At 59.3% G+C, this 12,568-nt stretch carries 12 protein-coding genes and 2 pseudogenes; 9 read left to right on the top strand and 5 right to left on the bottom strand.

Features of this window, described 5'->3' with window-relative positions; all coding sequences use genetic code 11:
• Window positions 1-5 precede the first annotated feature (5 nt).
• Window positions 6-1,466 carry a DUF1254 domain-containing protein gene (locus BLU15_RS20405; RefSeq protein WP_090297542.1) on the top strand — a complete coding sequence of 487 codons (1,461 nt, stop codon included), beginning with the start codon at window positions 6-8 and terminating at the stop codon, window positions 1,464-1,466.
• Between the two features lie 271 nt (window positions 1,467-1,737).
• Here the strand turns inward: BLU15_RS20405 and BLU15_RS20400 are convergent, their stop codons facing one another.
• Window positions 1,738-2,778: a LacI family DNA-binding transcriptional regulator gene (locus tag BLU15_RS20400; RefSeq protein ID WP_090297539.1), complete on the bottom strand. Its 1,041-nt coding sequence runs from the start codon at window positions 2,776-2,778 to the stop codon at window positions 1,738-1,740.
• 101 nt (window positions 2,779-2,879) lie between these two features.
• Between BLU15_RS20400 and BLU15_RS20395 the strand changes: the two genes are divergently transcribed.
• On the top strand, window positions 2,880-3,716 hold the full coding sequence (locus BLU15_RS20395) for a phytanoyl-CoA dioxygenase family protein (protein WP_090297536.1): 837 nt from the start codon (window positions 2,880-2,882) through the stop codon (window positions 3,714-3,716).
• Between the two features lie 353 nt (window positions 3,717-4,069).
• On the opposite strand, the pseudogene BLU15_RS40025 reads toward BLU15_RS20395, so the two are convergent.
• Window positions 4,070-4,273, bottom strand: a pseudogene (locus BLU15_RS40025) (LysR family transcriptional regulator substrate-binding protein); the annotation flags it as partial.
• A 180-nt stretch (window positions 4,274-4,453) separates the two neighbouring features.
• Window positions 4,454-5,368, bottom strand: a complete 915-nt coding sequence (locus BLU15_RS20385; protein ID WP_090297530.1) for a LysR family transcriptional regulator — start codon at window positions 5,366-5,368, stop codon at window positions 4,454-4,456.
• A gap of 100 nt (window positions 5,369-5,468) precedes the next feature.
• Here BLU15_RS20385 and BLU15_RS20380 point away from each other — a divergent pair, with 100 nt between their 5' ends.
• From BLU15_RS20380 to BLU15_RS20370, 3 genes are all read left to right on the top strand, one after another.
• Window positions 5,469-6,365 carry a pirin family protein gene (locus BLU15_RS20380; protein ID WP_090297527.1) on the top strand — a complete coding sequence of 299 codons (897 nt, stop codon included), beginning with the start codon at window positions 5,469-5,471 and terminating at the stop codon, window positions 6,363-6,365.
• Complete coding sequence (locus BLU15_RS20375) at window positions 6,293-6,991, top strand: NADPH-dependent F420 reductase (protein ID WP_143034236.1); 699 nt, start codon at window positions 6,293-6,295, stop codon at window positions 6,989-6,991. Before BLU15_RS20380 ends, BLU15_RS20375 begins: the two co-directional genes overlap by 73 nt.
• A gap of 194 nt (window positions 6,992-7,185) precedes the next feature.
• Window positions 7,186-8,085 (top strand): AraC family transcriptional regulator, encoded by a 900-nt coding sequence (locus tag BLU15_RS20370; RefSeq protein ID WP_090297826.1) that lies wholly within the window; start codon window positions 7,186-7,188, stop codon window positions 8,083-8,085.
• 637 nt (window positions 8,086-8,722) lie between these two features.
• Here BLU15_RS20370 and BLU15_RS40860 read toward each other — a convergent pair.
• Window positions 8,723-8,839, bottom strand: a pseudogene (locus tag BLU15_RS40860) (hypothetical protein); the annotation flags it as partial.
• Between the two features lie 179 nt (window positions 8,840-9,018).
• Window positions 9,019-9,855, bottom strand: coding sequence for an oxidoreductase (locus tag BLU15_RS20360; protein WP_090297518.1), 837 nt, complete (start codon window positions 9,853-9,855; stop codon window positions 9,019-9,021).
• 355 nt (window positions 9,856-10,210) lie between these two features.
• Between BLU15_RS20360 and BLU15_RS20355 the strand changes: the two genes are divergently transcribed.
• From BLU15_RS20355 to BLU15_RS20340, 4 genes are all read left to right on the top strand, one after another.
• Complete coding sequence (locus BLU15_RS20355; protein ID WP_090297515.1) at window positions 10,211-10,462, top strand: Atu4866 domain-containing protein; 252 nt, start codon at window positions 10,211-10,213, stop codon at window positions 10,460-10,462.
• 166 nt (window positions 10,463-10,628) lie between these two features.
• Window positions 10,629-11,237, top strand: a complete 609-nt coding sequence (gene wrbA, locus BLU15_RS20350) for an NAD(P)H:quinone oxidoreductase (protein WP_090297512.1) — start codon at window positions 10,629-10,631, stop codon at window positions 11,235-11,237.
• A 61-nt stretch (window positions 11,238-11,298) separates the two neighbouring features.
• Entirely contained in the window at window positions 11,299-12,072 is a 774-nt protein-coding gene (locus BLU15_RS20345) for an SDR family NAD(P)-dependent oxidoreductase (RefSeq protein ID WP_090297509.1), read from the top strand.
• A 26-nt stretch (window positions 12,073-12,098) separates the two neighbouring features.
• Complete coding sequence (locus tag BLU15_RS20340) at window positions 12,099-12,557, top strand: ester cyclase (protein ID WP_090297507.1); 459 nt, start codon at window positions 12,099-12,101, stop codon at window positions 12,555-12,557.
• The last annotated feature ends 11 nt before the right edge of the window (window positions 12,558-12,568 follow it).

Raw genomic sequence — 12,568 nt, 5'->3', positions numbered from 1 at the left:
TCCGCATGTATTATCGCGCCTCACTCGCAGTTTTAGCGCTCACCTTCGCCTACTCGTCTCCGGCCCTGTCGCAGGATGCAACAGCGGCATCCCCCTATGCGTTCGAGCGCGGTTATCCGACGCCGGAAGCAACGCAGAAGGTGCGCGCGGACGCTCTGCTGCAGCGCGCCCTTGTCGCCTATCGGTTCTGGTATCCGACCGTATCAGTTGAAGGCATATTCCAGGGCAACCGGAATGTCGGGATCGAAGACGGCAAACAATGGGGGATCGCCTCGACAGGACCGCGCCAGGTCGGCTTCACGCTCAACTCGGATACGCCCTACGGTTCGGGCGTTCTCGATCTGTCGAACGGTCCCATGGTCATCGAGCTTCCGGAAGGTGCCTTCATCGGGCTGGTGGACGATCACAACCAGGGCTGGGTTCAGGACATGGGCCTGCCGGGGCCGGACAAGGGCAAGGGCGGCAAACATCTCGTCCTGCCTCCGGGCTATGATGGCTCGGTGCCCGAAGGGTACTTCGTCGGTCGCTCCACCTCGATCAAGAACCTTATCGCCCTTCGCGCCCTGCCGGTGGGCGGCGACGTCAAGAAGGCATTGGACGGCCTGCGGTCGGTCAAGATCTATCCGCTTGCGCAGGCCGACAATCCGAAGCCGCTTGAAGTGATCGAGACCACGGAAAAGGCGATGGACAGTTCATCGCTGCGTTGGGAAGACAATCTGCAGTTCTGGCAAGTCCTGCACGGCGTCATCGATGCCGAGACCGCCAACCCCGCCTTCCTGCCGATGTACGGTCTGCTTGCAGAACTCGGCATTGAAAAAGGCAAGCCGTTCAATCCCGATGACCGCACAAAGGCGGTGCTGGAGCAGGCTGCAAGGCAGGGTCGCGATCAGATGCTGGTTTCCGCGTTCGACAGCGACCGGCCGGACCGCAAGAACTGGCCAGACCGGCAATGGGAATGGGCCGGCCTCGTTGCGGACAACGCGCAGTTCGAAACGCCCGCCGGTATCGACCTCGAAGCGCGCGATCGCTGGTTTGCGCAGGCGATCGTCGCTTCTCCGGCAATGTTTCGGCGCGATGCCGGAGCAGGCTCCCTCTATTGGCTCGGCGCACGCGACAGTTCGGGAGCGTATCTCGACGGCGGCAAGAACTACAGACTGACGATACCGCAACCCGTGCCGGGCAAGCTGTTCTGGTCGGTTACTGTCTACGATTCCGCCACCCGCTCTCAGGTGCAGACTGATCAGGACAAGGCGGCGCTGCGCTCCCTGTTCGAACTGAAGGACGTGAAAGGCTCTGAACCGCTCAGCCTGTTCTTCGGCCCGGAACAGCCGAAGGACAGCGAAAACCGGTGGATCAAGACATCGCCCGGCAAGGGTTGGTTTGCCTACATCCGCATCTACGGACCAGAGCAGGCGGCTTTTGACAAGAGCTGGACGCCCGGCGATTTTGAAGCCGTCGCACCGTAACCTCCAACCGCCGAAGCGCTGGCCTCCCCTAGTTCGTCTTGCTCTGTCTGGGCAGGCTATGGGAGGCCTACTTGTGGATTTAAATAGGCGCGCGACAGGCCCACCGCCGCAACATCCAGTCGGTACGCCTACGGTATGAACCGCAAGCTCGTGCACGATAGCGTCCTGTGGGCCAGTAGATCGATGCGTTCCAGTTGGTCTTGCGCTCTCTTCGAGTGCAATTTCCAAGATTTTCGTCCGCTGAAATAATTACCCAATCGCCTTCATCATGTCAGGCCGATTTGCGACTGACCGAGCCCCGGACGACCAACGTGCATCCGAGCTTTTTTAGGTTGTGATGCCCTGAGCGCGGCTTCTTTGCAAGGTGCTCAATCGCCCAGGCGCCCATCGGCCGGTGCGGAAGCTCCAGGGTGGTCAGTTGCGGCCGCAGATGGCGCGACAGTTCGTCGTCATCGTAGCCGACGACAGAGATGTCCCGCGGAACGCGCAGACCTGCTTCGCCAATCGCCATGAGGCAGCCCATCGCCATCTTGTCGTTCTGGCAGAAGATCGCCGTCGGCGGCTCTCGAAGCGACAGGAGTTTTTGGGTAGCCTCGAAGCCGGATGTCGGTGTCCAGTTTCCTTCGGCCACCAGGCCGTCATCATAGGGCAGCCCCGCCTCCGCCAGCGCCTCACGATAGCCCGCGAGGCGATCCTGCGCCGCCTCCATGAAGCTCTCGCCGACGATCGTTGCGATGCGTGTATGCCCCTTCCTGATAAGAGTCGCCGTCGCCATGCGCCCGCCGGTCACCTCATCAGGAACCACAGCGGGAAAACGGTTATCGCTGGTATAGCAGTTGAGCAGCACGAGCGGAACGGGAAGGTCCTCGAAGACCGGGTCGAGCGATATGCGGCGGGTGAACACGGACATGTAGACGATCCCCTGCGCACCGGCCTGCAGAAGGCTGGCCACCGCTTTGCGCTCATGCGTGGCCCGTCCCTGCGTCTGCGCCACGAGAATTGTGACATCATTCTCCCAAGAAGCGTGCCGCGCGCCCTCGATGGCGTTGACGGCTTCCGGGGTCGTCGCGAGCTGATCGACGATGAAGCCGATACACTCGCCGCGAAGATCCTCAAGGCCCGCGCGACGGATAGGGCTCGCAAGCCCGTAGCTGAGCCTATGCGCGACGTCCAGCACGCGCGCCCGAAGCTCAGGGGATATCTTGATGTCCGTGACATTGTTGAGAACCACCGAGACCGTCGCCTGCGAACAGCCGGCCGCCTTGGCCACATCCATCATGGTTACGCGTGTCTTCGTTTTTCCACCGCTCATGTCGCCCCCGTTTTGCCCTCTCTACACCAACTAATAAAAATCGGCCATTGACTAATATTTATTAGTCGCAGTAGCCTTGTTGAAAATTGGGAGGAGACCGGATGAAAACGAAGCCAGCACCCGACTACGATATTGCTGCGCAGGTGGCGCAGCTGGCGGCAGACGGCATCATCGGGCTGAAGGGTGCTTTTAGTCTGGCCTGGGCCGACGATATGCACGAGGACATGATGACGGCCTTCTGGTCGGCCATTCAAAGGCCCGGCGGCGCGGTCGGCCGGGGACCGCGCCGCTGGTATGTCGAAATCCATCCCCAGGCCTTCCGCGGTTTCGTCGATCTCATCACCCATCCATGGGTGGTCGAGGTCTGCACCAACGTGCTTGGATCGGACTACCAGATCGTAGAGATAGGCCTCGACGTGCCGTTCCAGGGAGCGAAATACCAGCCGTGGCACCGCGACTTCCCCTCGCCCGTAGAAACCTATCGAGACCACCAGATTACCTCGCTTGCCTTCAACCTCACCGGCGTTGACGTCACCGAGGATATGGGACCGTTCGAAGTGGCGCCGGGAACGCAATATGACGATGGCCGGGAATGGAAGCACGAAATGTTCCCGGACAAGGCGCTCTGGGGCCGGTTTCAAGAGCGTGCGACACGCAAGTATCCGCAGCGCGGCGACATTTCCTGCCGCTCGGCGCTGACGGTGCACCGAGGCACGGAGCATCAGTCCCCTATCGCTCGACCCGTCATGGTGCTGGGTGTGGACAGGCCGGGGGCCGGGCATGCAGAGTTGCACGACATGATGGTCACGCGGGACTGGTATGATGCACTGCCGGAAATCGGCAAGAAGCACCTCGTCTGCCGCGTCGTGGACGAGCTCGTGCCGATTACCCAAAAGCACGACATCGAGGGACTTGTCATGGGCGCCGATCCAAGTTGATCCTCGCCGTATATGGCTGCGCTCTTGAAACTAGACCGGTAACTTTCCTTGAGGGCGCACGCACTTCCATTTGCCGGTGGGGCCTCTTGGTTCCCTCGATGCAGCAGGCGACGATGGCTGTGGAATGGACGATCAGGATCGAGGGGAAGAATGCGTTCGGCGATATTTGGCGAAGGGGCCGGTCCTGCTGATACGTGCCATGAGGGACCTTCCCCTCGTTCGCGACTGGATACCCAAAACCGCGATACTTTCTGGTTTTGAGCGATGTCTGCCGAACGGCTCCTGCGTGGATGCTGAAGGCTTCATTTGGAATTGCCGCGTCGCCGGCGGCAGATGTGTCGTCCGATTTGCGCGATCTGGCCGTTTTCCAGCCTACGGATGATGTCTGACGTCGAGCCGCTTCTGACATGCAGCGCCACATCGGGAAACTTCCGGCCGATGCGGGCGAGAAACGCCGGCAGCACGCCGGTTGTTGCTGGATATACAGTGCCGATCCTGATCGTTCGGGCCGCCTTCCCAGCCACTGATCGCGCCACCTCGGCCGACAATCCGACATCGCATGATCCGGACCGCCCGATCCGGCGTTGCACTTCAGTTAGGATCTCCCAAACAGGAACGAAACCAAGCACCTCCCGGTTCGCCTGATGGCGTCGTTCCCATCTTGAGAATGATAATGCGCTTCAAGCACCCTACGCCAAGCGTCGAAGCCGTGAGCCGGAGAGGTTCAAACGCGTCCGTTAAGCAGCGGCGATTGGCTCATCCACATCCTGATTTCGGAAATGGTCGACCAGGAAACTGGCCGCAGGGCCAGGGGGCGTGTCGGTGCGATACACTGCTTGAAGGCGATACGGGCCGCCTTTACAGTCGGGAAGGTCGAGCTGCACGAGACGACCCGCCACGATATCATCACGTACCATCGGCTCGGGCATGTTGCCCCAACCAATGCCCTCTTTGAGAAGCATATGCTTTGCGCCCAGGTCGGCCAGACGCCACGTGTGATTTCCGACAACAGCAAACTCATGTCCCTGAGTGAGCGGAGACCTGTCGGTCAAGACCAACTGGATGTGCCTTCGTGCGGCCCCAGGCGGCTGTGAACCGCCCGCCAGAGGATGGTCAGGCGAGGCCACCGGTATCAGTTTGACGAACCCCACGCCGATGCGTTCAAGCCCTGCGACTTCGACATCGAGGGGGCCGCTAATGCCGATCCCGGCGTTTCGGTTCAGCACCATCTGAGTGACCGCTCCGAGCGCCTCAACATACAAGCGAAGAGATACGCTCGGGAACTCCTTCCGAAACGCCTTCAGCGCGTCCATGACGCGGGCAGCCGGCAGCATGACATCAAGTGCTAGGTGAACTTCCGGCTCCACGCCGCGGAGCATGCTCTTCACCTTGGCGCGAAGATTGTCGATGCCATGAGCAACGCTCTTCGCCTCAGCAAGGACGGTCCTGCCCTCTAAGGTTAGCTGCGGCTTCTTCGTCGATAGCCGATCGAATAGCGTCACGCCCAGTTGCGCTTCAAGATTCGCGATCGTGTAGCTGATGACTGAAGTAGCTCGGTTCAGCTTGCGGGACGCGGCCGCGAAACTCCCCGTTTCAACCACGGTGATGAAGACTTTTAGCTGATCCAGCGTAGGCTGGCCGGGATCTGACATTTCGATTTCCTCGATCGTTTTCGCCGAAATTATCTGAGTTTTCCGAAACGTCTAGTGGACTTATTTTCAGCTCATCGAAATTCAACCGCCGGAGCTGACAATGTCCTATTTGTCGAACGCCGACATCGAACAGGTCATTCTGCCCTCGAGCCGAGACCTTGGAGGTTTCGCCGTCCGCCGCGCACTTCCCGCCGCTATGCGCCAGATGGTCGGACCGTTCATATTTCTCGACAGTTTCGGACCGGTCCGCTTTGGGGCCGGCGAAGGGATCGACACCCGACCTCATCCGCACATTGGGCTATCAACCCTCACCTATCTTCTCGAGGGTGAACTGCTGCATCGTGATAGCGAAAGCTACGTGCAGTCGATCAGCCCAGGCGAGGTCAATCTGATGGTGGCCGGCTCCGGCATTGTTCATTCCGAACGCACGCCGGAACACATTCGCAAGGACGGAGGGAAGCTCACAGGCTTGCAGAGCTGGATCGCCCTTCCGAAACAGTCTGAAGAGACGGCACCACTTTTCCAGCACCTAAGCATCAGCGAACTGCCGAAGGTTAGTGGCGAGGGCATCAATATGAAGCTTCTGGCCGGCACCTTGCACGGCCGGCGCTCACCTGCCGCCACCTTCTCTGATCTGTTTTCCGCCGACATTCAGCTTCAGGCGGGCGCCCGGTACAGGATCGACGGCGAGCATATCGAGCGAGCGATCTTCGTCGTCAACGGCGCAATCGAGATCGCCGGCCAGGACGGTACCCACGGCCCCGACCGTCTCATCTTGTTCAAGCCCGGCTCAGAAATCGTAGTGAAGGCGAGGGAGCCAGCCAGATTCCTTGCGTTTGGAGGAGAACCGCTTCCGGAAAAGCGTTTCATCCGCTGGAATTTCGTAGCCACCGATCAAGAGCGCATCCGCCATGCCGTCAATCTATGGCGCGAACGGCAATTCCCCGGCGTGCCCGGCGACGACGAGTTCATTCCCCTCCCCGACAACTTCGACTGAAAATCTCAGCCTATCAAAGGAGAACGACTATGACGACATATGCAATCATTGGTTCTGGCGCGATCGGCTCTGCACTGGCAGAACGTTTCCACGCCGCAGGCATCGATGCCGTTATCGCCAACACACGCGGCCCGGCTTCGCTTCAGACGATCACCGACAAATTCGGCAGCACGGTGAAGGCTGTGGAACTAGAGCAAGCTCTTCAGTCCGACGTCGTTATCTTGGCCGTACCGTATGATGCCGTACCGCAAGTTGCCAAGAGAAGGTCGGCCTGGGGTGGTCGCACCATCGTCGACGCGACGAATGCTATCGATTTTCCTGCGTTCAAGCCGCGCGATCTCGGCGGCCGCCTGTCTTCGGAAATCGTCGCTGAACTGTTCCCCGGCGCTGAGCTCGTGAAGGCGTTCAACACGCTCCCGGCTGCTGTTCTGGCTGCGGATCCCGTCAAGGAAAGCGGTAGACGCGTGTTGTTCCTGTCGGGCAATTTTCCGGAAGCGAGCAAGAAGGTCGCTGACCTGATCGCTCGCCTCGGTTTTGCGCCTTCCTATCTCGGCAGCTTCAAAGACTCCGGCTCTCTCCAGCATTTCGGACAGGCGCTCGTCGCTCTAAACCTGCTTAAGGATTGACAAATGGAGCCGCCCGCCCGACGGGCGGCATCCTCTTAGGTTACACGAGTTCGCCATGCCCATCCGAACGAGTGCGATCGTCGAAAACCGCGGCTACAATTGAGGCGGAGACCGAATTCACAATGGGCCGAGATGGTTGTCGGCAGCATCGAATGCCGCTACGTTTCTGGCAAGCATCGCAATTCGAGACACAGATGATTGAACGGCTGGCTAGCATCCTGGCAAAAAACGCGGCGGTCGACGGGGTAAACGAGACGGGTATAGCGCGGTTGAATATTCTGCGTTCAACCACTCCGACCGAGCCGATTCCCATCCTCCATAAGCCAGCTGTTTGTTTCGTGGCCCAAGGCCGCAAGCAGACGACGCTTGCGCACGAAGCTTACGTCTACGCCCCGATGAAGTTCCTCATTGTGAGCGTTAATCTGCCCATCGCCGGCCAGATCCTCAGCGCCTCCCGAGACCAACCCTATCTATGTCTACGCCTTGATCTTGAGCCCGCGGCGATCGCTGATGTGATCGGCGCGGCCATTCCCGCCGGCATCCGCAACGAAAAGCCGCAGCGCGGCATCGCGGTCAGCGACGTGCCGACAGACCTTCTTGGCGCAATCCTGCGCCTGGCGGAACTGCTTGAGTCCGGCCGCGCCAGCGATCGAGCGGTCCTGGCACCTCTTGCCGAACGGGAAATTCTCTATCGCCTGCTTTTGGGAGACCAAGGCGACCGTCTTCGTCAGATCGCAATGGCGGAGAGCAAGCTCAGTCAGATCAACAAGGCGGTCGCAATTATCAGGTGCCAGTATGAGCGAACTCTGCGGGTCGAGGATATCGCCGCGCAAGTGAACATGAGCGTCTCGTCATTCCACCAGCACTTCAAAACGGTCACCGCGATGAGCCCATTGCAGTACCAGAAGCAAATCCGGCTTCAGGAAGCGCGCAGACTGATGATCGCCCAGGCGGTCGATGCCGCTTCCGCCGGCTTCAGCGTCGGTTATGAAAGCCCGTCTCAGTTCTCGCGCGAATATGCGCGAATGTACGGACTACCCCCGAAGAAGGACGTCGAGAAGATGAGGTCGATGCCGGCCACAACGTGGCAATAGAATTTCGAAGCCGAGGCGGCGCTGCCAGCCCCGCCCCTTACGTGGATCCTATTCTTCAAGATCGACCGCTGATGTGGTGCGCAAGCAAAACCGCCTCGATGCAGGGCATTGCTGCAAACGCGGTCGCATAGTCGGCCCCGAATTCGCATTGATCGGTGTAGCCGGAAGATCTGGCACCGGCTTCCGGCCGCACGCCGAGGGAGATCAGCCGCCGGGCCTCCTGAACTCGCAGCATCCTCTTATAATTTTCGGGTTTCTATCCGGTTAGCCTGGAAAAATTCGCACGAGACGAACGCGTTGTCATACTTGCGTGACCTGCTAGACGGTGCAGCGACATTTCTTTGCGAAAATGACGGCGGAGATAATTCGCCGCTTCCGCGGTTCGGCCAGTTATTGAGTTCGAGATAGCCAATTGACGGAACGCGGGCATCGCTCGCCCGATATGATAAAGGATTTCGATCTCAACCAAAGGCCCAGAACGTTGATGTCCCTCGGGTTATCAAGTAGCCGGATGAGGCGGAAAATTGCGTTTTCCAACTCAACTGAGGGCCTGAAAGGCGCTAACCTCTTCTCTGCGCGCTTGGGAATTGAGTATGTATGCGACAGTGAGGATTCCTGCATGAGCTAGATGTCCGGCTCAATGAGAGCGCGCGAATCCTGAGATGTAGGTGGGCTTATGACCACCGCATTCAACGCGCTTGCCGCCTTGCGCGACCAAGCAGATGCTCGGTCCATACAGCGTATGAACCGATTGTGTGGGCTCCGACGCCTAAATCGGGAAAACGCTGGGCATAGATGTGGCGAAGACACCATTCGAGCCCGTTTGGGCTTCGATCATGTCGCCAAGTCTGCGAACGTTGTCCATGGTCCGTCTGGAAAACAGAATGCCGACCTCGCTTCCTTGCGAGGTCAGCATCGCCGTATGATCTGGCTTCACTCTATAATGTCAGTCGAAACGGACAGATCGTGCCACGTGTCGATTTCGGCTTTGGCGCGCCCAAGCTTGGCACTCGCCATCTCCACTGCGTCAGAGCCCGTCAGAAGCCGCAGAGGTGGTTGTGTCTGCTGTGACAGAGATACGATCGCTGCGGCCAGTTTCGCAGGATCGCCTGCCTGCTTATGACTGTAGCTGTCGTAGGTGGAACGGATCTGCTCCGACAGCGCCGCATAGTCCTCGATGGACTTGTCGCCATAGCGGACAGACGAGTTGTCGAGGAAATCGGTGCGAACAAAGCCAGGTGCGACGATTGAGACCTTGATACCAAACTGCTCGGTCTCCTGGGCGAGTGATTCCGAAAACCCCTCCACCGCAAACTTCGTCGCGCAGTAGATTGTCGAGCCTGCAAAGCCAAGGGATCCACCGATAGAAGAGACATTCAAGATGTGGCCCGCTCGCTGGCGGCGCATGATGGGAAGTACCGCCCGTGTCACGTTGAACAGACCGAAAACGTTGGTGTTGAACTGATTGACGATCGCCGCTGCACCAATTTCTTCGAACAGCCCCAGCTGCCCGAAGCCTGCATTGTTCAAGAGGACATCGATACGTCCAAAATGATCGGTTGCAGCCTTTGCGCCTGCTTCCGCTTCCGCTTCGTTGGATACATCGAGTTTAAGCGGAAGCGCATCGCCGCCGAATTCGCGATAGGCTTCAGCCAATTGCTCGACGTTGCGACCAGTTACAGCGACTTTGTCGCCGGCCGCCAGTGCGGCCTTTGCAACCTGCATCCCGATACCGCGGGCGGCTCCCGTGATGAACCAGACTTTGCTCATAATGACTATCCTCTCGCTTTCTGCGGCATTGTGCTTGGGCACAAGAGGAAATTTAGTCAGTCCCCGACGGAGACCGGTAGAACGGACCTCCGCCAGAATTGCCTATTCCTCCAAGCGTGCTCAGGTGGTTCCCTCGACTCTGTGCCTGGGGATCGAAGGGCCACCATTACCGCACAGAGGAGGCATCTGGGCGGCTTCCGTCATTGGACGGCGATGATGTGTAGAAACGGGCAAGTTTCCTGGAGGGCTTGTCTACCGCCGGGCTCGGGTCGCGGGCAATCTCCTGTCGTGGAACCCTGATCATGATGATCGCTGCCCCTTCACCGACCTTCTACCCAACCTTAGGAGAAATACGATGGCCGAGATTCACCCTTACGTAGGCATGTGGGTTACCGCCGACGGCCGCATACGCCACAATCTTCTCCCCGACGGACGATACGACGAGGCGTGCGGAAAGAGGGAGAGCGCTTATCAGGGCAGCTATACCGTTATCGGTAACCACATCGACTATGTCGACGACACTGGGTTTACCGCCGATGGCGAGTTTGTTGATGGTGTCCTCTACCACGCTGGAATGGTGCTGCGCCGCGAGCGGATGGCGTCTTAGTAGGGCGACGTCGAAGGCAGCGTCTTTGGCCGATCGTTTACCGTTTGGAAGAGCTCCAGCATTTCGAATTTTTCGATCGTAAGCGACGATTTTATCCGGCTTTTCCGAAATGAACGAAACCCGCATTTTGGCTTCATCGACAGCAACACTCGACGGAGACAAGCAAATGACCAAGGTTCTCGTTCTCTACTATTCGTCCTACGGCCATATTGAGACGATGGCCGCTGCGATCGCTGAAGGCGCTCTAAGCACCGGCGCAGAGGTCACGATCAAGCGGGTACCGGAGACCGTGCCCCTCGAAATCGCTGACAAGGCGCACTTCAAGATCAATCAGGTAGCGCCAGTCGCGACCGTGGCTGAACTCGCCGACTACGACGCAATCATTGTCGGTACCGGGACCCGCTTCGGCCGTATGTCGTCGCAGATGGCCGGCTTTCTCGATCAGGCTGGCGGCCTTTGGGCGCGCGGTGCCCTAAATGGCAAGGTGGGCGCAGCTTTCACATCCACCGGCACACAGCATGGTGGTCAGGAAACCACCCTATTTTCGATCATCACCAACCTCATGCACTTCGGGATGATCATCGTCGGCTTGCCCTATAGCCATCAGGGACAAATGAGCATGGAAGAGATTGTTGGCGGCGCCCCTTACGGCGCAACGACGATCGCCGGTGGCGACGGTTCTCGCCAGCCGTCACAGATCGATCTTCAAGGCGCCTTCCATCAGGGCGAGATTGTCGCCCGCACCGCATCCGCACTCGTCGCAGCACGCGTCTAACCAACCCCCAAAACCCGTCTAACCAGACCAGCCGATCGCGATCGGTTGGCAAGGAGGTGGCATGACCTCGCTATTTTCAAAAAAGGTCGTCGCAGTCACCGGTGCAGGTTCCGGAATTGGTCGCGCCATCGCGCTCGATCTGGCCCGGCAAGGGGCGACTATGCATATCGCCGATCGCGATGCTAACGGGCTTGCCGAAACCGCCGAGCTCATCCGCGCTGAAGATGGCCGGGCGTTCGCCACCGAATTTGACGTATCGAACGAACGTCAGATGGTAGGCTGGATCGAGCAGATTCAGTCCACCTCCGACCGGCTTGACGCAGCCTTCAACAATGCCGGCATCACTGGTCCGGCAAAGCGGATCGAGGACTATCCCATCGAGGATTTCCAGCGGGTCATAGCCGTCAATCTGCAAAGCGTTTTTCTCGGAATGAAGTACCAGATCCCGCTCCTCAAGCGCAGTGGTGGTGGCTCGATCGTCAACACGGCCTCTGTCGCGGCGCTGACCGGTCCTGGTGGCATGAGTGCCTACGCCGCCTCCAAGCACGGCGTCCAGGGACTGACCCGCGTCGTCGCTATGGAAAATGCAGCGCATGGCATCCGCGTCAACGCGATTGCGCCCGGCTGGACTGAAACACCCATGGTCGCGGCGAATAGCCAACAAAACCCGGGCTTTGCGGCACTTGCTCAAAATGCCATCCCCGCCAAACGGGGCGGCAAGCCGGAGGAAATCGCGGCCGCCGCGATCTGGCTTGCCTCCGACGCCGCCTCCTATGTCACCGGACACATGCTGACCGTCGATGGCGGCATGACGATCGGTGGCTTTGAACTCTAACGCCGAACCGAGAAAAGGATCATGTCATGTCAGCCCCCCATGAAGCCCAACAGGAAGCATTGAAAGCAGTCGTGCGCCGCAACACACTCGAAGTGCAGTCCGGTGGCAATTTCGAACTCTTCGACGCGCTTTTCGCTAACGACTTTCTCGACCACACACCGCAGCCGGGCGGGACACCCGACAAGGAGGGTGCGCGCGGCCTTTACCGCGCGCTGCGCGTCGCTTTCCCGGACTTCCATGCCGAGATCCACTGGCAGGCGGTCGACGGCGATATCGTCACGACCTTCAAGACCTATCACGGCACCCATCAGGGCGTTGTCCTCGGGATCGAACCGACGGGCCGCAAGATCAAGTTCGAGACGGTTGATGCTATGCGCATCCGCAACGGTCAGATCGTCGAGCACTGGGGCGTGGCCAACCTCTACTACCTCCTGCAGCAACTCGACGCGCTGCCCTCCTCGGCCCCCAAAGTGCCGGAACACTAAGGATCACCACA

It is taken from the genome of Ensifer sp. YR511, from assembly GCF_900103045.1.
GTDB lineage: Bacteria > Pseudomonadota > Alphaproteobacteria > Rhizobiales > Rhizobiaceae > Ensifer > Ensifer adhaerens.
Note: the sequence above shows the minus strand (reverse complement) of the source record. Positions and strands in the feature narration are given on the sequence as shown.